The sequence below is a fragment of the Streptacidiphilus alkalitolerans genome (assembly GCF_042511045.1).
Lineage (GTDB): Bacteria > Actinomycetota > Actinomycetes > Streptomycetales > Streptomycetaceae > Streptacidiphilus > Streptacidiphilus alkalitolerans.
The window spans coordinates 268,027-288,313 of record NZ_JBHEZX010000002.1 but is presented as its reverse complement, the minus strand read 5'-3'; the positions used below and the strand labels follow the sequence as shown (position 1 = coordinate 288,313).

At 71.9% G+C, this 20,287-nt stretch carries 13 protein-coding genes; 4 read left to right on the top strand and 9 right to left on the bottom strand.

Annotated features, from left to right (window positions below):
- Positions 1-59 precede the first annotated feature (59 nt).
- Positions 60-1,148 carry a DUF5937 family protein gene (locus tag ACEZDG_RS05060; RefSeq protein ID WP_380502878.1) on the bottom strand — a complete coding sequence of 363 codons (1,089 nt, stop codon included), beginning with the start codon at positions 1,146-1,148 and terminating at the stop codon, positions 60-62.
- 99 nt (positions 1,149-1,247) lie between these two features.
- Here ACEZDG_RS05060 and ACEZDG_RS05055 point away from each other — a divergent pair, with 99 nt between their 5' ends.
- Positions 1,248-2,663 (top strand): MFS transporter, encoded by a 1,416-nt coding sequence (locus ACEZDG_RS05055; protein WP_380502875.1) that lies wholly within the window; start codon positions 1,248-1,250, stop codon positions 2,661-2,663.
- Between the two features lie 27 nt (positions 2,664-2,690).
- On the opposite strand, the gene ACEZDG_RS05050 is transcribed toward ACEZDG_RS05055, so the two are convergent.
- From ACEZDG_RS05050 to ACEZDG_RS05025, 6 genes are all read right to left on the bottom strand, one after another.
- Positions 2,691-3,311, bottom strand: coding sequence for a phosphatase PAP2 family protein (locus ACEZDG_RS05050; RefSeq protein WP_380502872.1), 621 nt, complete (start codon positions 3,309-3,311; stop codon positions 2,691-2,693).
- A gap of 45 nt (positions 3,312-3,356) precedes the next feature.
- Entirely contained in the window at positions 3,357-4,025 is a 669-nt protein-coding gene (locus ACEZDG_RS05045) for a response regulator (protein WP_380502869.1), read from the bottom strand.
- Positions 4,022-5,269 carry a sensor histidine kinase gene (locus tag ACEZDG_RS05040; RefSeq protein WP_380502866.1) on the bottom strand — a complete coding sequence of 416 codons (1,248 nt, stop codon included), beginning with the start codon at positions 5,267-5,269 and terminating at the stop codon, positions 4,022-4,024. The genes ACEZDG_RS05045 and ACEZDG_RS05040 overlap by 4 nt, the downstream gene beginning before the upstream one ends.
- Positions 5,270-5,418: 149 nt before the next feature.
- Entirely contained in the window at positions 5,419-6,444 is a 1,026-nt protein-coding gene (locus ACEZDG_RS05035) for a D-alanine--D-alanine ligase family protein (RefSeq protein WP_380502863.1), read from the bottom strand.
- Between the two features lie 72 nt (positions 6,445-6,516).
- Positions 6,517-7,689 carry an alanine racemase gene (gene alr / locus ACEZDG_RS05030; protein ID WP_380502860.1) on the bottom strand — a complete coding sequence of 391 codons (1,173 nt, stop codon included), beginning with the start codon at positions 7,687-7,689 and terminating at the stop codon, positions 6,517-6,519.
- A complete protein-coding gene (locus ACEZDG_RS05025) occupies positions 7,686-8,372 on the bottom strand; it encodes a M15 family metallopeptidase (protein WP_380502857.1) in 687 nt (228 codons plus the stop codon). Before ACEZDG_RS05025 ends, alr begins: the two co-directional genes overlap by 4 nt.
- 291 nt (positions 8,373-8,663) lie before the next feature.
- Between ACEZDG_RS05025 and ACEZDG_RS05020 the strand changes: the two genes are divergently transcribed.
- Together ACEZDG_RS05020 and ACEZDG_RS05015 are read left to right on the top strand one after the other, a co-directional pair.
- A complete protein-coding gene (locus ACEZDG_RS05020) occupies positions 8,664-12,077 on the top strand; it encodes a lectin (protein WP_380502855.1) in 3,414 nt (1,137 codons plus the stop codon).
- 211 nt (positions 12,078-12,288) lie between these two features.
- Positions 12,289-16,470, top strand: coding sequence for a beta-galactosidase (locus ACEZDG_RS05015; RefSeq protein ID WP_380502852.1), 4,182 nt, complete (start codon positions 12,289-12,291; stop codon positions 16,468-16,470).
- Between the two features lie 141 nt (positions 16,471-16,611).
- Here ACEZDG_RS05015 and ACEZDG_RS05010 read toward each other — a convergent pair whose 3' ends face one another.
- The gene (locus tag ACEZDG_RS05010) at positions 16,612-17,313 is read right to left on the bottom strand and encodes a TetR/AcrR family transcriptional regulator (RefSeq protein ID WP_380502850.1); all 702 of its coding nucleotides are present in this window, start codon (positions 17,311-17,313) and stop codon (positions 16,612-16,614) included.
- A 253-nt stretch (positions 17,314-17,566) separates the two neighbouring features.
- On the opposite strand from ACEZDG_RS05010, the gene ACEZDG_RS05005 reads away from it, so the two are divergent.
- Positions 17,567-19,165, top strand: a complete 1,599-nt coding sequence (locus ACEZDG_RS05005; protein WP_380502847.1) for an MFS transporter — start codon at positions 17,567-17,569, stop codon at positions 19,163-19,165.
- Between the two features lie 36 nt (positions 19,166-19,201).
- Here ACEZDG_RS05005 and ACEZDG_RS05000 read toward each other — a convergent pair whose 3' ends face one another.
- Entirely contained in the window at positions 19,202-20,035 is an 834-nt protein-coding gene (locus ACEZDG_RS05000) for a S1 RNA-binding domain-containing protein (protein ID WP_380502844.1), read from the bottom strand.
- Between the last annotated feature and the right edge of the window lie 252 nt (positions 20,036-20,287).

The following is a 20,287-nucleotide window of genomic DNA, read 5'->3' as shown; positions in this document are numbered from 1 at the left end:
AGACGCCGCCCGACGTCGCCCCCTATCCGCCCCCGGCCGCAGGTCACCGGCCCCCTCGCTCAGCGCAGCAGGGCCTCGATCAGGTCGGTGCCGAGTCGGGCGTTCGCGGCCAGGTCGAGTTCGTAGCTGACGTAGCGTCCGCGGCGGCTGGAGGTGAGGATGCCCGCGTTCTTGAGGACGGCGAGGTGGCGGGACACTTCGGGCGGTGTGAGCAGCCAGGCGTCGGCGAGTTGGGCGGTGGTCTGCGGCCCGCGGGCGATGCTGCGCAGCAGGCGCAGCCGGACGGGGTGGTCGAGGGCGTGCAGCCGGTCCTGGACGGCCGCGACGGAGACGGAGGGCTCGCTCGGGGTGGCCAGCGCCGGGTAGCTGATCACCGGCCGCAGGCCGGGCGCGTGGACGACGAGCAGGTGCGGGTGGGAGAACGCGCTGGGCATGAACGTCAGCCCGGTTCCGAGGGCGCTGGCGGTGCGGTCCTGCAGCTTGTCGACCACGATGTGCCCGCCGGACGCGGAGAGCGTGACCGCGGGGGAGACCGCGGCGAGGGTGCGTTCCAGCCCGTGCCTGGCGAGCAGGTCGCGCTTGTGGCGCGCGTCGCCGGCGAGCCGCCCGGCCACCCTGCGCCAGGCGGCGTTGAAGAAGCCCGTCGCGCAGTCCTCCAGCAGGCGCCGCAGCCAACTCCGGGCGGTCGGCGGATCGGTCAGGAGGTAGTCGACGAAGTCGAGCTGCCTGCCCCCGCGCGCGGCGGCCCGTTCGCGGGCCACCTGGCGGGCGGTGTCGTCGGTCATCGGCGACCCGAGGTCGTCGCGCAGCGGCACCACGCCGCAGCTGCTGGTCATCAGCGCGGTGCGGACCCAGGTCTCGTCGTCGAGTTCGTCGAGCACGTCGAGCTCCTCGACCAGCGTCTGCCTCGGGTGGGCGGGCAGCAGCATGTCGGAACGGGAGGTCCGCCACAGGTAGTCTGCGGTGATGATGCGGTCCATCAGATCCGGGTCGATCTGCGCGCCGGCCGCGGTGATCCAGCCGGCCTGCTGGGCGTGGTGCGCCGGCTCCACCAGCAGGTGCAGGGCGGATCCCAGTTCGGCCAGTGGCGACGGCGCGAACAGGTAGCGGTCCTCGGTCATCCCGGAAACATCGATGCTGACGCTCATGCCGCCATTCTGGTGCCGGCCCCGCACTCCGGCCCGGTCGATTGACGACCACCGTCAATCGGCGCCGGGGTGGCGCGGTCCCGGGGCGATCGTGGCCGCATGCCCCCCACCACCGTCAGTACCGCCATAGCCTCGCCGCCGCCCACCAGACTCACCGCCCTCCGACTGCTGCGCGGCCTCGGCGGCGGACGCTACGCCGGCGCCGCCCTGGTCTCCGCCCTGGGCGGCGGGCTGATGCGACCCTTCCTGCTCCTGTACGCGGTCACGATCAGCGGCATCAGCGCCGGCCTGGCCGGCCTCGCCCTCTCGGTGGGCTTCCTGGTGGGCCTCGCGGTGGTGCCGCTGGCCGGCCGATGGGTCGACCGCGGAGCCCGCCGGGTCCTCATGGCCACCACACTGAGCCTGCGCGCGTCGGGGCTGCTCGCCCTGCTGCTCCTCCCCGGGCCGGACGGATTCGTCTGCTGCTGCGTGCTCCAGGGAATCGGCAACCAGGCCGGGCCGATCGGCCAGGCCGCGGTCGTCTCCGACCTGTCGGTCGGCTACGAGCGGGACGCCGTACTGGCCGCCCTGCGCTCCCTGGGCAACGCGGGACTGGGCGCGGGCGCCCTGCTGGCCACGGTCGCGGTCGGCTCCGGCGCGGTCGGGATGCGCTGGTTGGCGGTCGGCACCGCGGCCGGATACCTGATATCGGCGGCGTTGGTCTCGACCGTGCGGCTGGCCGGAGCCTCCACGGCGCGCCGCCCGGAGTCGCCCAGGGGCGCCGTCCGGGACGCCGACCGGCCGGTGCTGCGCCGCCTGACGCTGATGAACCTGGCGAACCTGCCCTTCGCCTTCTGCTTCGACGTCCTCGAGGTCGCCCTGCCGGTGGTGCTGGTCACCCGGATGCACGCGGCGCCCGCGTGGTCCTCCGGCATCTTCGTCGCCAACACGGTGATGGTCATCCTGGTCCAGCTCCCCGTGGTGCTGTGGATGTCGCGGCGGCCGAGGCGCCATGTCTTCGCCCTGTCCGGCTGGGTGCTGGCGGCCTCCTACCTCGGATTCCTGCTGGCCGGCACCGGGCACGGCAACACCGGCGCGAGCGCGATCGCGCTGGTCTCCGTGCTCTACAACCTGGGGGAGATCCTCTACACCGGCGTCGGCACCGCGCTGGTCATCGACGCCGCCCCGCCGCAGCTGCGCGGACGCGTCATCGCCCGCTGGCAGTTGTCGCTCGGCATCGGCCGCGCGCTCGCCCCGCTGACCATCACCGCCGCGCTCAGCGTGACGGCGGCTGCGCTCTGGCTCCCGCTCGCCGCGGCGACCGCCCTCGGCGCGAGCCTGATCGTCCTGCACGCCCCCACCGACACCGGGCATCCGCGCCGCCCCGGCCCCACCCGACGCGAGCGGCGGAACCGCGCGGCCCTCGAACGCGCCGAGACCGCCCGCACCCTGCGCAGGGACGGCTACCGGGGCCCCGACCAGGCCGTGATCCAGGCCCTCTACGGCCTGCGGCCCAACCCCCGATCCTGGGAGTAGTCCGTTCCAGGTGTTCGTCGGTCGGTGCTACCGAGTCAGCGTGAAGACGAGGGCGGAGACGCCTCCGAGGGCGGTGCCGGCGAGGACCTGGGCGAGGGTGTGGGCCTTGAGGACCAGGCGGGACCAGCCGATGGCGGCGGCGATCAGCAGGGCGGGGACGGCGATCGGACCGAAGGCCAGGATCAGGATCATGGCGGTGCCGCCGCCGACGGCGTTGTGGATGGAGATCTGCCACCAGACGGTCACGGCCAAGGCGGACACGAGGCCGACGAGCATCGCCACGACGAGTGCGGCGATGTCCTTCGGCGCGTGGAGCACACGGAGCAGAACGATGCCGGTGACCACGGAGGCCAGGCTCGCTGTCATCGGCACGACCCGCTGCTTGCGCACCCGGATGTGTTTGTCCGTCAGCCCGCCGCGCTTGACGCCGAACAGGACGATGCCCATCGGGACCACGCCGCAGAACAGCGCTGCGAACAGGCCCCAGCCGAGTCCGGCGAAGCCGTTGGTGCTGTGCCATCCGACGAGCAGGAGCACCACGACCACGAGGTTGGCCGGGGCGCAGGTATCGGTGAGCAGGCGCGCGGTCCTTTCCCTGGGGGTGGCCTCGGTGTAGCTCGGGGGTGCCGGAGGGCTGAAGGTGTTCATCGCGGGACACCATAGACACTGGATCGTGACGGCTCAGGGGCGGGGTCAGCCGACCAGGCCGTGCTCGTGGGCGAAGACCACGATCTGCACCCGGTCGCGCAGGTCGAGCTTGCGCAGGATGCCGCCGACATGGGTCTTCACCGTGGATTCGCCGGCGAACACCTGCTGGGCGATCTCGGCGTTGCTCAGGCCCCGGGCCACGGCGCGGAGGATCTCCCGTTCCTTGTCGGTGAGCGCCTCGTAGCCGGGCGGCACCGGTGTCCGCGGCCGGAACCGTCCCTCCAGCAGCACCCCCAGGTCCTGCGGTGCCAGCACGGCGTTGCCGGCGTGGACGGTCCGGACGGCGTCGATGAGCATGGCCGGGGTGGTGTCCTTGAGCAGGAACCCGCTGGCGCCGCAGCGGATCGCGGTGGCGGCCCGGTCGTCGAGGTTGAACGTGGTCAGCACCACCACCCGGACCGGGCGCGACCGCGCGGCGACCCGGGCCGGCGCGAAGATCTGCCGGGTCGCCTCCACCCCGTCCAGTTCCGGCATCCGCACGTCCATCAGCACCACGTCCGGGGCGAGTTCGTCGACCAGCCGGACGGCCTGGTGGCCGTCCCCGGCCTGCCCGACCACCCGCATCTCCGGCTGGGCGTCGACGATCACCGCGACGCCCGCGCGGAACAGCTCCTGGTCGTCGACCAGCAGCACCCGGATCGGTTCCTGGGTCATACCGTTCCCCCTGCTCGCAGCGGCATCCACGCGGTGGCGGTGAACACCGGGCCGGTGTCCGGCCCCTCGGCGCAGCGCACGTCCAGTCGGCCGCCGACGGCGTCCAGGCGGCGCCGCATGCCGTTGATGCCGGACCCGTGCCGCTTCCCGTCCACAGGTCCGCGGGCGCCGTCCGGGCCGGTGGGCCCGTCGGCGACCGTGTTGCGGACCTCCATCCGGAGGGTGTCCGCCCAGTGCCGCTCGACCAGCACCGGTTCGCCCCGGCGGCCGTGCTTGAGCGCGTTGGTCAGCATCTCCTGCAGCACCCGGAAGGCCACCGCCTCCAGCTCCGGCGGCAGCGGCCGGGGGCGGCCCTGGACGGTCGACCGCAGCGGACTGCCGGCCGTGCCGACGCTGTCGAGCAGGCTGTCCAGGCTGCCGGTCGGCGCGGCGGCCGGGTGCTGCCCGTCGTCCATGGTGCTGGCCAGCACCTCGCGCACCTCGCGGAGCGACTGGCGGGCCGAGGCCGCGATGTTCTCCATGGTCCGGCGCATGGCGGCGGTGTCGGTCTGCGGCAGGAACTGGGCCGACTCGGCCTGCACCAGGATCACCGCGAGCGAGTGCCCGACCACGTCGTGCACGTCCCGGGCCAGCCGGGCCTGACCGTCCCTCAGCTCCGCGATCTCCTGGGCCTGGGTGCGCTCGATCTCGGCCCGCAGCCGACGGGCCTCCGCCTGCGCCTGGTCGCGTTCGGCCTTGATCCGGACCCGCTGCAGCAGGCCGATCAGCCAGGGCACCGCGACCACGGCCAGCAGCGCCGCGCCGACCAGCGTCAGCGACGCCAGGTGCAGCGCGCCCAGCGGTCTGACCAGGTCGGCCAGCGGGCTGGTCAGGTCGATCCCGCGGCGCAGGATCAGCAGCATCGCCATCACCGCGCCGCAGGGCAGTGAGAGACCGCTCAGCCACAGCACCGTCCGGTCCCCGTGGCGCGCGGCGCCGTAGGCGACCAGGCCGAAGGACAGCTGCGCCATCAGGGCCGGCGGGCCGCCGGTGAACTGGAACAGCGCGGTCACCCAGGCGATGCCGAGCGCGGCGCCGGGCAGGATCCGGAACAGCGCGACCGATGCGGCCGTGAGCACCACAGCCAGCTCGACCCGGTGGATCGAGGTGGTGGACTCGACGACAAACCGGTTCGCCTCGCTGAAGCCGTACCCGGCGACGGCGAGGCCCAGCAGCAGGTCGGGACCGTACCTCCACAGCCGCACGGACACCGGTCGGCGCGGCGGGCGGCCGGCGCCCGCGGGCCCGTCGGCCGGTGCCGCACGGGTCGCGGCGCTGGGGTCGGGCCTGGTGATGGGAAGTCTCCTGTGAACGGGGGGTGCGGTTGCTCCTACCATCGAACCACGGTCGACGGTCAACGGCGGTCGGGGCCGCCGTCGAGCGCGCTGCGCAGCAGTTCGTCCAGTAGGGCCGGGTAGGACAGGCCCACGCTCTCGAACATCTTGGGCACCTGCGACTGGGCGGTCATCCCCGGCATCGTGTTGACCTCGTTGAGCACCGGCCCCTCCGCGGTCAGGAAGAAGTCGAAGCGGGCGACGGAGCGGCAGCCCAGCGCGGAGAAGAGGGCCAGCGCCGCCTCCCGCAGGGCCTTCTCCTCGGTCTCCGCGAGCGGGGCCGGTATCCGGAACACGGCGCTGCCGTCGTACTTCTGCTCGCTGTCGAAGAGCGCGGTGCCCTCCGCCGCCCCGGCCACCACGATCTCCAGCGGCGGTCCGACCAGCAGGCTGCCGTCGGCGCGCTCCAGGACGGCCAGGTCCACCTCGCGGCCGGTCACGAACTCCTCGACCAGGACCCGGTCGTCGTGGGCCAGGGCGTTCGCCAGCGCGCCGTCCAGGTCCTCGATCCGGTGGACCAGGCCGACGCCGTGGCTGGAACCGGCCGCGACCGGCTTCACCACGACCGGGAACCGGTCCGGACGCAGACCGGCCGCGGTCCCGGCGTCGACCAGGCGTCCCGGCGCGGTGCGGATGCCGAGGTCGGCCGCGACCAGCTTGGTGGCCCACTTGTCCATCGCCAGCGCCCCGCCGCGCACCCCGGCGCCGACGTAGGGCACCCCGGCCAGCTCGAACAGCGCGGCCAGCGAGCCGTCCTCGCCGAGCGGACCGTGCACGGCCGGGAAGGCCACGTCGCAGTCGGCGATGAGGGCGACGGCCGCGGCGAAGCTGCGGGCGCGGCTCGCCGCCAGCGGCTGCCCGTCGGCGCGGAGCCAGTAGCCGTCCCGGTCGATGGTCAGCGACTGCACCTCGAACACGGCGGGGTCGAGCGCCGCCCGGACCGAGGCGGCCGAGGCGAGCGAGACCTCGTGCTCGCTGTTCTGGCCGCCGCCGACAACGGCGACCCGGATGCCCCGGGGGAGTGCGGAGAGGTGGGTGTCGATCATGGCGGGGCCGTCCTTGTCTGCGTCTGCTGCGTGTTCGGTTCGGTGGGGATGCGAGCGGGTGAGGGCCTGCGTTCAGGACACGCAGGCGGCCAGGTCGGCGTGGGAGACGGTGCGGTGGATCCGGCGTCCGAGGCCGGTCACCAGCTCGTGCTCGATCGTCCCGGCCCAGCGGGCCCAGTCGGCGGTGGTCGGCTCGCCCCGGTCGCCGGGTCCGAAGACCACGGCCGTGGCGCCCGGCGCCGCCGGGCGGTCGCCGGTGCTGACGACGATCTGGTCCATCGACACCCGGCCGACCACCGGGCAGCGGCGGCCCTGCAGCAGCACCTCCGCCCGCCCGGTCGCGGCCCGCGGCAGGCCGTCGCCGTAGCCGAGCGGCAGCAGCGCCAGATGGGTCCGCCGGGACGTGGTGTACGCGTGGCCGTAGCCGACCCGGACCCCGGCCGGCACCTCGCGGACCGACACCACCGGCGCGGTCAGGGTGAGCGCGGGCCGCAGCCGGACGCTGCCGGAGGGGTCGATCCCGACCAGGCCCGCGCCGACCCGGCTGAGGTCGAAGTGCGTGCGCGGGTCGGTCAGCGTCGCCGAGGTGGCGGCCAGGTGGCGCAGCCGGGGCCGCAGCCCGGCGGCCCGGGCGGTGCGGACCGCGGCCCGGAACGCGGTCAGCGCCGCGTCGGTGCAGGGGTCGCCGGGGGTGTCGGCGCAGCCGAGGTGGCTCATCACGCCGACCACCTCGACCAGTCCGCGCCGCTCGGCCTGCGCGGCCGACAGGCACAGCTCGCCCCAGCGGGCCGGGTCGGCGCCGTCCCTGGCCATCCCTGTGTCGATGTGCAGGTGCAGCTGCGCCCGCCGTCCGGTCCGCGCGGCGGCGGCGATGACGGCGTCCAGGTGCTCCCGGCTCGGCACGGCGAGGTGCAGCCGGGCCCGCAGCGCCGCGGCGAAGTCGGCGTCCACCGGATTGAGCCAGCTCAGGACCGGGGCGGTGATGCCCGCGGCGCGCAGCTCAAGCCCCTCCTGCAGCGTGGTCACCCCCAGCGCGGTCGCCCCCTCGGCGAGGACGGTACGGGCGACGTCCGCGGCGCCGTGGCCGAAGCCGTCCGCCTTGACCACGGCCATCAGCGCGACGGCGCGGTCGGCCAGCAGCCGGGTGTTGGCGGCGACGGCGCCCAGGTCGATCCGCAGCCGCGGTCCGGCCGGTCCGGCGGCGCGTACGGATGCGGGTACGGGCGCGGGTACGGGTGCGGTCACGCGTCGGCTCCGGTGCGGATCGGTCCGTAGCAGGCCTGGTCGGCGCCGGTGCGGTAGGCCCAGTAGCGGTCGCCGAAGCTCCAGTGCCACCACTCGGTCGGGTAGTTCACCAGCCCGGCCCCGCCCAGGGCACGCTGCAGCAGCTCGCGGTTCCGGCGGGCCTCGGCGCTGATGCCGGGGGCGGCGAAATAGCAGGCGCCGTCGCTCTCCTCCGGCGTCGCGTCCAGGGCGCAGCCCAGCGGGAGCGGGTTGCCGTCGGCGTCGGCCAGGGTCAGGTCCACCGCGGCGCCCGCGACATGCGGGGCGACGGCGAGCGGAGCGACGTATCTGCTGGTCAGCCGGTCCAGCTCGGCGTCCGGGGCGGTGGGCCGGTCGCGGCGGAGCAGCGCGCGGTAGGAGCTGATGATGGCCTGCTGCTGCGACGCCCGGCGGAAGCCCTCGGACAGGTGCAGCGTGATCCCGTCCGGCAGCGCCTGCTGCGCCGCCGCGAGCCGGTCGGCGAGGCCGGCCCGGACCAGCCGGGCGGCGCCGGCGGCCGGGCCCGACATCCAGTCCAGGGCGACCAGCCGCTCGTGATTGTCCCGGACCGGGATCAGGGCCACCCGAGGATCCCCGATCAGGGTCGGCCCGGCGTCGGCGTCGGGGCCGGGGCGGGTGGTGACAGTGGTGCTCGCGCTGCTCATGTCCGGAGCCTAGGAAGCGGGGCCGACCCCGCGCCTCCGCCTGAGGTGCCGACCCCCGATACCTGAGGCGGAGACCCCTCAGGGTCATCCCCGTCGACGGTCCGTCATCGCTCAGGCCACAGGGGATGCACGAGGCCCCATTGACATGTACTCAGCTTCCGCGCTCTACTCGTGCCTCGTGCCGTTGGCAACGTTGTCAGACCCTCGGACGGGGCTGCCGCCGATGCCGATCGAGGACACCACCGGTCCCTGGCACAGCCATGTCCAAAGCACAAAACGCGGAGGCAACCGATGGCCACACGGCCGCGCCCGGACGGGCCCCGTATCAGCAGCGGCACCAGCCGCATCAGCAGCAGACTCCGTCGACGCCTGACCGTCGTGGCCCTGGCGGCCATCGCGGTCGTACCGTTCCAGACCCTCGCCGGCGCCGGCGCGCTGGCCGCGTCCGGCCCGCAGCTCGTCGCGGACCCGGCGGCGCTGGTCAACCCCCTGATCGGCACCTCGGGCGCGGTGGACACCTTCCCCGGCCCCGACATGCCCAACGGCATGATCCAGTGGGGCCCGGACACCACGCCGTCCCGCACCGAGGGCGGCGGCTACGAGTACAACAGCACCAAGATCTCCGGCTACAGCCTGACCCACGTCTCCGGCCCCGGCTGCCCCGTCGCGGGCGACATCCCGATCCTGCCGCTCACCGGCGCACTCACCGGCAACCTCTCCAACGCCACCTCCACCTTCAGCCACGCGAACGAGCAGACCGGGATCGGCTACTACGGCCTGACCGACGCCGCGGGCGTGAAGACCGAGCTGACCGACACCACCCGGGCGGGCCTGGGGAAGTTCACCTTCCCGGCCGGCGCGCAGGCCGACCTGCTGCTCAAGCTGAGCGGCGGCGCCACCCAGGTGGACGGCACCCGGGCCAAGGTGGTCAGTGACACCGAGGTCAGTGGCTCCGTCGACAGCGGCCACTTCTGCGGCGCGGACAACCGCTACACGCTGCACTTCGACATCAAGTTCAACCAGCCGTTCACCCAGAGCGGCACCTGGGTCGGCAGCACCATCAACCCCGACGCGAAGTCGCTCAGCCTCGGCCGGGCCCAGCAGACGCAGGCCGCGCCGCAGAGCACTCCGCTGAAGGAGAAGCACTTCACCGTCCCGGCCGTCCCGTCGCCGAAGATCCACCCGACCAGCGGCGCCAAGGCCGTGGGCGCCAAACCCTCGACCGACAAGAGCGGCAAGGCTGCCTCCTCCGCCCCGGTCACCGGCGCCAACGGCATGTACCTCACCTTCGACACCTCCGCGTCGACCACGGTGACCGCGGCCGTCGGCATCTCGTACACCAGCGACGCCAACGCCGCCTCCAACCTCTCCACCGAGGTCAAGGGGTGGGACTTCGACGCCATGCGGCAGGCCAACCACGACGCCTGGAACACCGTGCTGGGCAAGCTGCGGGTCGGCGGTGGCAGCAACGACCAGCAGGTGCAGTTCTACACCGCCCTCTACCACGCGCTGCTGCACCCCAATGTGTACTCCGACGACAACGGCCAGTACATGGGCATGGACAACCAGGTCCACAAGCTGAGCAAGGGTCAGAAGGCCCAGTACGCCAACTACTCGGGCTGGGACACCTACCGCTCCCAGACGCAGCTGATCGCCATGGTCGAGCCGAAGGTCACCGGTGACATCGTCACCTCGATGCTCAACGGCTACGACCAGACCGGCCTGCTGCCCAAGTGGGCGTCCAACAACGGCGAGAGCTATGTGATGGTCGGCGACCCGGGCGCCTCGATCATCGCCGACGCGTACGCGTTCGGGGTGCGCAACTTCGACACCGCGCACGCCCTGGACGCGATGGTGCACGAGGCCACCGCGCCGAACCAGGACCGCCCGGGCGAGGCGGTGCGCGACGCCAAGGGCTATCTGCCGCTGGACGAGTCGGACTACGGCTGCTGCAACTTCTACGGCGCGGTCTCCACCCAACTGGAGTACGACAGCGCGGACTACGCCCTGGCGTCCTTCGCCAAGGCGCTCGGCGACACCGCCGGCTACCAGAAGTTCGCCACCCGCGCCCAGGACTGGATGAACGTCTTCAACCCGCAGACCGGCTACATGCAGGGCAAGGACCTGGACGGCCGGTTCGCCGGCGGCTTCACCCCCGGCACCTCCAACGGCTTCGTCGAGGGCACCTCGGCCCAGTACACGCCCATGGTGCCGTTCGACCTGCGGCAGCTGATCACCGCCCGCGGCGGGGACGCGGCCTACTCGTCCTACCTGGACAGCCTGCTGGGCAATATCACCGACCCCGGTGGGACCAACGCCGACCTCAGCAATGAGCCGAGCCTGGAGATCCCCTGGGAGTACGACTACCTCGGGCAGCCCTGGAAGGCCCAGGCCGCCGTGCGCCAGGCGCAGCAGAAGCTCTACTTCAACGCGCCGGTCGGCTCGTTCGGCAACGACGACCTGGGGGCGATGAGCTCCTGGTACGTCTGGTCCTCGCTCGGGATGTACCCGGAGACGCCGGGCACCGACACCCTGGTGCTGGGCAGCCCGGCCTTCCCGGTGGTGAACGTGACCTTCGGCAACGGCAAGCAGGCCACCATCAACGCCCCGCAGGCCGCGCCGAACGCCCCCTACGTCCAGGCCCTGGACGTGAAGGGCAAGGAGTGGAACAACTCGTGGCTGACGTTCGGTCAGTTCGAGCAGGCCGGCACGCTCGACTACAGCCTCAACACCGTGCCGAACACCAGCTGGGCGGCGTCGGACGCCGCGGCGCCGCCGTCCGACAGCACCGGCGGGGGACGGCTGCTCGCGGCCACCGGGCCGAGCAGTGACGGGCTGATCGTCGCACCGGGCGGTTCGGCCGACGCGACACTGCGGCTGACCAACCTCGGCGCCCAGGCGGTCACCGCCGACTGGACCGCCACCGCCCCCGCGGGCGTCACCCTGGCCACCCTCTCGGGTTCGGTGACCGTGCCGGCGTCGGGCAGCACCGAGGTGAAGGTGCCGGTGACCGGCGGCAGCACCGAAGGCGCGTACCCGGTGACGTTCGCGGTCGCCGACCACACCAGCGGCGCCGCACTGGCGGCGGCCACGCTGCGGGTGTCGGTGGCCCAACCGGGCGAACTGTGGCCCTACGAGTCGAACGAGGGCGTCTACCCGGACGGCACCCACTTCTCCGGCGGCTTCGACGACGAAGGATGGGCCTACTCGCAGAACGCCCTGACCACGGCCGGAGTGGGCAGCGGCGCCAAGGTCAGCGCGGACGGCATCAGCTACACCTGGCCGACCACCGCCGCAGGCAAACCGGACAACCTGGAGGTCGGCGGCCAGACCATCCCGCAACCCGACGGCACCACCGGCGCGTACCTCGGCCTGCTCGGCGCCGCGACCGACGCACCCACCGACGGCACCGGCGTCCCCGGCCGGCTCACCGTCACCTACACCGACGGCAGCACCACGACGGCGACGGTGACGTTCTCGGACTGGACCCTCAACGGCGGCTCCCGCAAGCCGGTGGCGGGCGACACCACGGCCGTCACCACCGCCTACCGCAACACCGGCGCCGGTGCCAAGGACACCGTGCAGGCCTATGTCTTCTCGGTGAAGGTGCCGCTGGACGCGACGAAGACCGTGGCGTCGGTGACCCTGCCGGTGACCGGCGCGTCGGGAACGGTGCACCTGTTCGCCCTCGGCTTCGGCGGATAAACGGCACCGACGCAGGAGCACTGAGCCGGGCGCGTCCCCTCGGGGGGCGCGCCCGGCCCGCGTTCGGGACCATGCGGGGTCGCGGCATCATCTGAGCGTTCATGGTGGATTCTGAAAGATTTATTGACGCTCTCTGTGAGGTCCTGCTCTACTCCGTTGAGTTGAATCGTTCTTCCGCTTCGTGAACCTTCGACCCCTGCTGGAGCAGTAGATGCCCCGTCGTGTCCCCAGAACCCTCGCCGCCCTGGTCGCGGCCCTCGCCGCGGCCAGCACCGGGCTCAGCCTCCCGGCCACCGCACACGCCTCGGTCGCCCCCGCGCCGGCGGTCCTGCAGAGCACCGGCACCACCAAGGCCCCCACCACCCACACCGTGACCTACGACGGCTACTCGCTGATGATCGACGGCAAGCGGCTGTACGTCTGGTCCGGCGAGTTCCACTACAGCCGCCTGCCGAGCCCCGCCCTCTGGCTGGACGTGCTGCAGAAGATGAAGGCGGCGGGCTTCAACGCGGTCTCGATCTACTTCGACTGGGCCTACCACTCGCCGAAGAAGGGCGTCTACGACTTCACCGGCGTACGGGACGTGGACCACCTGCTCGACCTCGCCGCCCAGGCCGGGATCTATGTGATCGCCCGCCCCGGCCCGTACATCAACGCCGAGGTCGACAGCGGCGGCTTCCCGGCCTGGCTGGGCACCGAGCCCGGCAAGGACCGCAGCACCGACCCCACCTACCTGGCCGCCGCCGACGAGTGGCTCAGCCATATCGACCCGATCCTCGCCAGGCACCAACTCACCAATGGCACCGGCACGGTGATCGCCTATCAGGTGGAGAACGAGTTCTACGACGGCTCCACCGCCGGCCGCGCCTACATGACCCACCTGGAGGACAAGGCCCGCGCCGACGGCATCACCGTCCCGCTGACCGGCAACAACAACGGCACCTTCAACAGCGGGGCCGGAGCCCTGGACATCGACGGCGCCGACTCCTACCCCCAGGGCTTCAACTGCTCCAACCCGACGTCCTGGAACGGCGTCCCGGACATCTCCTACGACCATGTCGCCGGAAAGCCGCTGTACACGGCGGAGTTCCAGGGCGGCTCGTTCGACCCCTGGGGCGGCCCCGGCTACGCCAAGTGCGGGCAGCTGACCGGCGCCGATTTCGCCAGTGTCTTCTACAAGAACAACATCGCCGTCGGCGCCACCCTGCAGAGCTTCTACATGGCCTACGGCGGCACCTCCTGGGGCTGGCAGGCCGACCCGTCCCAGGTCTACACGTCCTACGACTACGGCGCCGCCATCTCCGAGGACCGCCAGCTCACCGCCAAGTACCAGCAGGACAAGCTGATCGGCTACTTCCTGCAGAGCGTCACCCCGATCACCAAGACCGACACCCTGGCCGCCGCCCCCACCGACAACAAGGCCATCGTCGACACCGCGCGGATCAACCCCGACGACGGCACCCAGTTCCATGTACTGCGGCACACCGACTCCACCTCCACCAGCACCGACTCCACCCATATCGCTATCGACCTGGGCGCGCACTCCGGCTACAGCTACGACGACGCCTCCGCCCAACTCGCTTACACCGGAGCCTGGTCGCACGTCGGCTCGGAGCAGAGCTACACCAGCGGCGAGTACCAGCGGACCGAGTCCTTCACCAACACCGCCGGCGACAGCGTCACCATTCCGTTCACCGGCACCGGGATCCGCTGGATCGCCTCCAAGGCCGCCAACCACGGCCTGGCCGACGTCTACCTGGACGGCGTCAAGGTCACCACCGTCGACGGCTACGCGGCCAGCACCGCCAACCAGCAGGTCCAGTACGCCGCTTCCGGTCTCAGCGACGGCACGCACACCCTCAAGATCGTCGCCACCGGCCAGAAGGACGCCGCGGCCAGCGGCACCTTCGTCTCGGTGGACGCCATCGACCTGCCCACCGCGGGCGCCCGGTCCTACCCGACCGTCCCGCAGCAGCCCGGCACCCAACTCACCTTCGCCGGGCGGGACTCCAAGACCATCGTGGCCAACTACAAGCTCGGCGCCAGCCAGTTGCAGTACTCCACCTCGGAGATCATGACCCAGGCGCAGATCGGCGGCCGCGACGTCGCCGTCCTCTACGGACGCCAGGGCCAGGACGGTGAGACCGTCCTCAACTACCCGAAGCAGCCCACGGTCCAGGTCCTCTCCGGCAGTGTGCAGAGCAGCTGGGACCCCAGCACCGGCGACTTGCGGCTGAACTACACCCACGGCGGCCTGGAGCGGGTGCTGATCACCGGCGGGGCCCGCCCGCTGCTCCTGCTGCTCGGCGACGACGCCACCGCCGAGAAGTTCTGGCAGGCGCAGACCGCCTCCGGGCCGGTCCTGGTCTACGGCAGCGACCTGCTGCGCACCGCCGTCTCGGACGCCAAGGGCGGGAACAAGGGTGATGGCAAGGGCCGGCTCGACCTGACCGGCGACAGCGCCACCGCCCAGCCGGTCGAGGTGTTCGCCGACCCGGCCACCACTGACAACATCACCTGGAACGGCAAGCGGCTGCAGACCAGGGCGACCAGCAGCGGCTCGGAGCTGAGTACCCTGCCCGGCGCCGCCGCGGTCACCCTGCCCGCGCTCACCGACTGGAAGCACACCCAGGAGTCCCCGGAGTCGCAGCCCGGATTCGACGACTCCACCTGGCAGGTGGCGAACAAGGCGACCTCCAACAGCACCACCACCCCGGTCACCCTGCCGGTGCTGTTCGCCGACGACTACGGCTTCCACCACGGCGACGTCTGGTACCGGGGACGCTTCAACGGCTCCACCGGCGCGACCGGGATCACCCTGTCCGCCATCACCGGCAAGGCGGGTGTCTACTCGGTCTGGCTCAACGGCACCTTCCTGGGCAGCAGCAGTCCCAACAACGGCGGCAGCGTCTCGCAGACCTTCACCTTCCCAGCCGGGACGCTGAAAGCCGGGGCCGACAACGAAGTCTCGGTGCTGGTGGAGAACATGGGCCACAACGAGGACTACAACGAGGCCGACAGCAACAAGGAGGCGCGCGGTCTGATCGGCGCCGTGGTCGCGGGTTCCCCGCTGACGACGCTCAGTTGGCGCATCCAGGGGTCGAGCGGCGGTGAGGACCTGGTCGACCCGGTGCGCGGCCCGATGAACACCGGCGGCCTCTACGGCGAGCGGGCCGGCTGGAGCCTGCCCGGGTTCAAGGACAGCTCCTGGTCCACCGCAACCCTGCCCACCAGCGACACCACCCCGGGCGTCTCCTGGTACCGGACCACGGCGAACCTCAACCTCCCCAAGGGCCAGGACACTTCGGTCGGACTCCAGATCACCGACGACGCCGCACGCCACTACCGGGCGCTGATCTACGTCAACGGCTGGCAGCTCGGCCGCTACGTCAACGACGTCGGCCCGCAGCACGTCTTCCCCATCCCCAACGGCATCCTCAAGGCGAACGGCGCCAACAGCATCGCCATCGCGGTCTGGAACACCGACGGCAGCACCGGCGGCCTGGGCGCGGTCTCCCTGGTGAACCTCGGCAGCACCGCCTCCTCGCTGCAGACCGCGGCGGTGGACAGCCCCCGCTACAACGCCGCCACCTACGCCCAGCCCAAGGCGCACCGGGCGGCGGTCACCCTGGACGCCCCCGACACCGCGGATGCGAGCACCGCCTACCCGGTCACCGCGACCTTCGCGGTCCCGGCCGGGGCGCCCGCGGCCACCGGGGTCCGGCTGGGACTGACCCTGCCCAGCGGCTGGACCGCCCAGCCGTCCGGTCCGGCCACCGCAGCGAAGGTGAAGGGCGGCAGCTCGCTCACCGGGAGCTGGACGGTCACCTCGCCGGACGGCACCCTGCCGACGTTCTCGCAGCTCACCGCGGTGGCCGACTACCACCAGCAGGGCGGCGGGACGCAGCAGTTGAGCGATGTGCGGAACGTGCGCGCGGTGCCGGTGCCCCCGACCGCCGACACGGCGGTCAGCGCACTGCCGTTCTTCACCTCGTCCAACGGCTGGGGTCCGGTGGAGCGCAACACCAGCAACGGCGAGCAGGCCGCGGGGGACGGCAAGCCGATCACCGTCGGCGGCAAGGTCTACGCCTCGGGCCTGGGCACCAACGCGGTCAGCGACGTCGGCCTCTACCTCGGCGGCCACTGCACCCGCTTCACCGCCACGGTCGGCGTCGACGCCGAGTCGGGCGGCGCCGGAACGGTCACCTTCAGCGTCCTCGCGGACGGCCGGAACCTGGTCACCACCCCGGTGCTCAAGGGCAACGGCGCGGCGGTGTCCATCGACGTCGACACCACCGGCGCCCAACTGCTGGACCTGGTGGTCGGCGACGGCGGCGACGGCAACGGCAACGACCACGCCGACTGGGCCGACGCCAAACTCGCCTGCAGCTGAGGCGCGCGACAGCGTCGAGGATCATCTGAACATCCGTCAGTGCGTGGGGCCCGGGACCTTGCCGTCCCGGGCCCCACGCTTGGCTGCGACAAGCCGTCCGCGCGCCGCCGCTGAGCCGTCCGGGTGCGGCGCGCGGACGGCTCAGCGGCGGTGCGGGGACGGTTGGATGCGGTCCAGTGCCAGCGGTGCGGGCGGCGGCAGCGGCTCGGTGCGGCCGGCCCTGAAGGACTGGAGGAGGTAGGCGGCCAGACGGGCGGACGCGGCCAGCGAGACCTCCTTCGACTCCCCGACGACGCCGCTGTTGGCCAGGAGCAGCAGAGTGAAGTCGGTGGGGTCGAAGTCGTCCCGCAGTTTCCCTGTGTCCTTGGCCCGCTGCACCAGTTGGGCGAAGTCGTGCTCGGCGCGGCTGCGCTTGTGCTGGTAGTCGATGGCGTCAGGGAACTGGGAGAGGAAGGCGGCCGTGAAGCCCCGGTCGACGGCCTGCATGGCGCACACCTTTTCGATCACACTGCAGAACCCGTGCCAGGGATCGGGGTCCTCCAGCGCATCGTCGAGGACGGAGACGCAGCGGGTGAGCTGGGTGGCGAAGGCTTCGCTGACGAGCGAGGCGCGGGTGGGGAAGTGGCGGTAGAGGGTGGCCGCGCCGACCCCCGCCCGGCGGGCGATCGCCGTGATGGGTACGTCGATTCCCTGGAGCGTGAATGCCTCGCGGGCGGCTTCGAGGATGCGGTCGCGATTGCGTCGGGCGTCGGCGCGCAGCCCATGGGCCGCGGCGGGCTGCGGGGGCCCGTCGACGGCGGCGGGTAGCGGCCGAGCGGGCTTCCGAGAGGTCTGAGCAGGCATGTCTCCCACTTTAGGGTAAGTGGAAGGTGTCGCCCATTTAGGGCGTTAACGTGGATGAGTGAGCGGGAAGATCCCTTCGCGGCGTTCTCCGCAGCACAGGACGCGACCGCCACCGCTCAAAACCCGGACTCGGACGAGCACCCCCAGGGTGCCGCCGCGTCCGGACCCCCGCCCCCTCGTCCGGCGACCGGCCATGCACCGGCGCTGACGCCCCATGCCCTTTTTGTGTCCTTTTTGAGAGGTATCCATCTCCATGACCACGAGTCAACATCCCCAGCTGGCAGCCATCGCCGCGAGCAGTGGGAACGCGCCTGACGCTCGCCGGTTGCGGACGATCCTGATCGCCGTCTCGATCGCGCTGATGGCCGTGATTGCCTCGTCGGCCGGTCTGAGCGTCGCCCAGACCCACCTGGCCGTCTCGTTCGGCACCTCGCAGAGCACCGTCCTGTGGATCATCAATAGCTACACCCTTGCCCTGGCCGCCCTGCTGTTGCCGCTCGGCGCCGTCGGCGACCGTCTGGGCCGCAAGCCCATGCTGATCGCCGGGCTGGCCGTCTTCGGCGCCGCGAGCGTCGTGGCCGCGCTGGCCCCGACCGCCGAGGTGATGCTCGGCGCGCGGGTGGTCGCCGGCATCGGAGCAGCGATGATCATGCCCGTCACCCTCGCCGTCATCACCTCCTCCTTCCCGGAGGAGCAGCGGGGGAAGGCGATCGGGGTGTGGACCGGTGTCGCCGGGGGCGGCGGCGTCCTCGGCCTGTTCCTCTCGGCGTTCCTGGTCGACGCGGCCAACTGGCGCTGGCTGTTCGCGCTGCCGGTGGTCCTGGCCGTCGTGGCCCTGGCCATGACGCTGAAGTCGATTCCCAACTCCGTTGAGCGATCGGCCCATTCCTTCGACACCGTCGGCGCGCTGGTCTCCGTCGTCGCGGTGGTCGGCCTCATCTTCGTCCTGCAGGAGGGGCCGGAGCGCGGCTGGACCGCCCCGGTGACCCTGATCAGCCTCGCCGTGGGCCTCATCGCCGCAGTCGGCTTCGTGGCCTGGGAACTGCACCGCCGGGACGCGTCGCTGCTGGACGTGCGGCTGTTCCGGGAGCGCGGACTGGCCGGCGGTGCGATCACCCTGCTGGTGGCCTTCGGTGTGCAGGCGGGCATCACCGTGGTTCTCTTCCCGTTCTTCCAAGCGGTGCTGGGCTGGTCGGCGCTGCTGTCCTCGCTGGGCATCATGCCCATGGCCGCGATGGTTCCGGCCTCCAGCCTGGCTCCCAGGGTGGCCGCGCGGATCGGCGTCCGCTGGACCCTGGCCACCGGGGTCGCGCTGGTCGGTGCAGGTCTGGCCCTCATGGCCCTGTTCGTCTCCGTCGACGGCGGCTTCCTGTCCGTCCTGCCGGGCCTGCTCGCCCTGGGCTTCGGCATCGGCCTGGCGATGACGCCCTCCACGGAGGCCATCACCAGCTCCCTGCCGCGTGAGAAGCAGGGGGTCGCCTCCGCCCTCAACGACGTCACCCGCGAGTTCGGCACCGCACTCGGCGTCGCACTGCTGGGCGCGCTGCTGTCGGCCGGCTACCGCAACGCCATCGGCGGCAAGCTGCACGGCCTCCCGCAGGGCACGGCGGACACCGCACGGCAAGGCATCGCCAACGCCCTGGAAGCCGCGGGCAGCGCAGGCTCGAACGGGCAGGACCTGGTTGCCGCCGCCCGGCAGTCCTTCGTCGACGGATGGCATGAGGCCATGTGGGTGGGCGTCGCCCTGATGGGCGTCCTGTTCGCCTACATCGTCCTGCGCGGTCCGAGGAGCTCAGCCCCCGAGGCCCCGGCGGCCGAGGCAGAGCTCGCCGGGAGCATCGCCGGCCGATGATCAGGCGTCGACCCTGTAGAGGGCAACCGCTGGGCGCTATCGCGAGTCGTGCAGGGCCTGTCGTCGGGAGAGGGCCAGTTTGCGTCGTTGCCGGTCGATGCCGATGACGAGAGTGATGACTTCGTCGCCCACCTGGACGACGTCCTCGGGGGCTTCCACGGGTGTCGCGGCGAGTTCTTGAAGGTGGATCAACCCCTCAACGCCGTCGGCGACCCGGACGAGGGCGCCGAACGGGATCACCTTGGTGACGTATCCGTGCAGCGTCTGGCCGACGGCGGCCGTGGCGGCGAATACCTGGAACGGGTCCGGCTGTGTTGCCCGCAGGGACAGCCTGGCTTCTCCGTTCCAGGTGTCGAAGTAGAGGAACTCGCAGCTGACGTGCTGTCCGACCCGGACGATGTCGGTGGCCGATTCGAAGTGGTGCCATGCCAGTTCGGGGATCGTGATGAAGCCGACGCCGGGCAGGACCGGATGCTCGGGGCCGTCGTCCAAGTCGACGAATACGCCGAAGCGCTCGATCGCTGTGACGGTGCCGGAGAGGATCTCGCCGGAGCGCAGCGGTTTGAGGAACGCCCAGAGTTCCGGGTGCTCGGCGGCGGCCAGCGACAGTTGCACCTGGCCCTGGTCGAGGTCGATGGCGATGATCGCAGCGGTGATTCGCTGGCCGGCCCGTACGGCCGTGGCAGGGTACTGGCGCCACGTCAGGTCCAGCGGCCCGACCGTCCCCAGCGGTTGCGCCGGGTATCCGTCCAAGGTCACTGCGACCCCGCGGGACCGGGTGACCTCCGCTACGGTCCCGTGGCAGAGGTCACCGACGTGGAGCGTGGCCAGGAATTCCTGGGACGTCCTGTCCTGCGACGCGCTGCTCATGCCGCCCAGACTCTCACAGGGAGCTATCGCCTGGTGGCAGCCACCGCGGAAAGGCCGGGTGGAGCACGGCCGTTGCGATCGCCGCGGTGGGAGCCGCGCTGAGGAAGGCGTGGTGGGTGCTGTCCGAGGGGAGCGGGGACCGACCCTCAGTCGCCCACTCAATCTGGTAGCGCTTCCATGTGCACGCGAGAGGAAAGCGCCTGGCTCTCACCTGCGGACAATCTCGTGCTGACTGCCTTGACACTTCGTCAT

What these genes read in the sequence shown, in the direction of transcription:
- ACEZDG_RS05015 (WP_380502852.1), top strand. Translation starts at nt 12,289, where the DNA reads ATGCCCCGTCGTGTCCCCAGAACCCTCGCCGCCCTGGTCGCGGCCCTC.
- ACEZDG_RS05060 (WP_380502878.1), bottom strand. Translation starts at nt 1,148, where the DNA reads ATGAGCGTCAGCATCGATGTTTCCGGGATGACCGAGGACCGCTACCTG.
- ACEZDG_RS05000 (WP_380502844.1), bottom strand. Translation starts at nt 20,035, where the DNA reads ATGAGCAGCGCGTCGCAGGACAGGACGTCCCAGGAATTCCTGGCCACG.
- ACEZDG_RS05055 (WP_380502875.1), top strand. Translation starts at nt 1,248, where the DNA reads ATGCCCCCCACCACCGTCAGTACCGCCATAGCCTCGCCGCCGCCCACC.
- ACEZDG_RS05005 (WP_380502847.1), top strand. Translation starts at nt 17,567, where the DNA reads ATGACCACGAGTCAACATCCCCAGCTGGCAGCCATCGCCGCGAGCAGT.
- ACEZDG_RS05045 (WP_380502869.1), bottom strand. Translation starts at nt 4,025, where the DNA reads ATGACCCAGGAACCGATCCGGGTGCTGCTGGTCGACGACCAGGAGCTG.
- ACEZDG_RS05050 (WP_380502872.1), bottom strand. Translation starts at nt 3,311, where the DNA reads ATGAACACCTTCAGCCCTCCGGCACCCCCGAGCTACACCGAGGCCACC.
- ACEZDG_RS05020 (WP_380502855.1), top strand. Translation starts at nt 8,664, where the DNA reads ATGGCCACACGGCCGCGCCCGGACGGGCCCCGTATCAGCAGCGGCACC.
- ACEZDG_RS05010 (WP_380502850.1), bottom strand. Translation starts at nt 17,313, where the DNA reads ATGCCTGCTCAGACCTCTCGGAAGCCCGCTCGGCCGCTACCCGCCGCC.
- ACEZDG_RS05035 (WP_380502863.1), bottom strand. Translation starts at nt 6,444, where the DNA reads ATGATCGACACCCACCTCTCCGCACTCCCCCGGGGCATCCGGGTCGCC.
- ACEZDG_RS05025 (WP_380502857.1), bottom strand. Translation starts at nt 8,372, where the DNA reads ATGAGCAGCGCGAGCACCACTGTCACCACCCGCCCCGGCCCCGACGCC.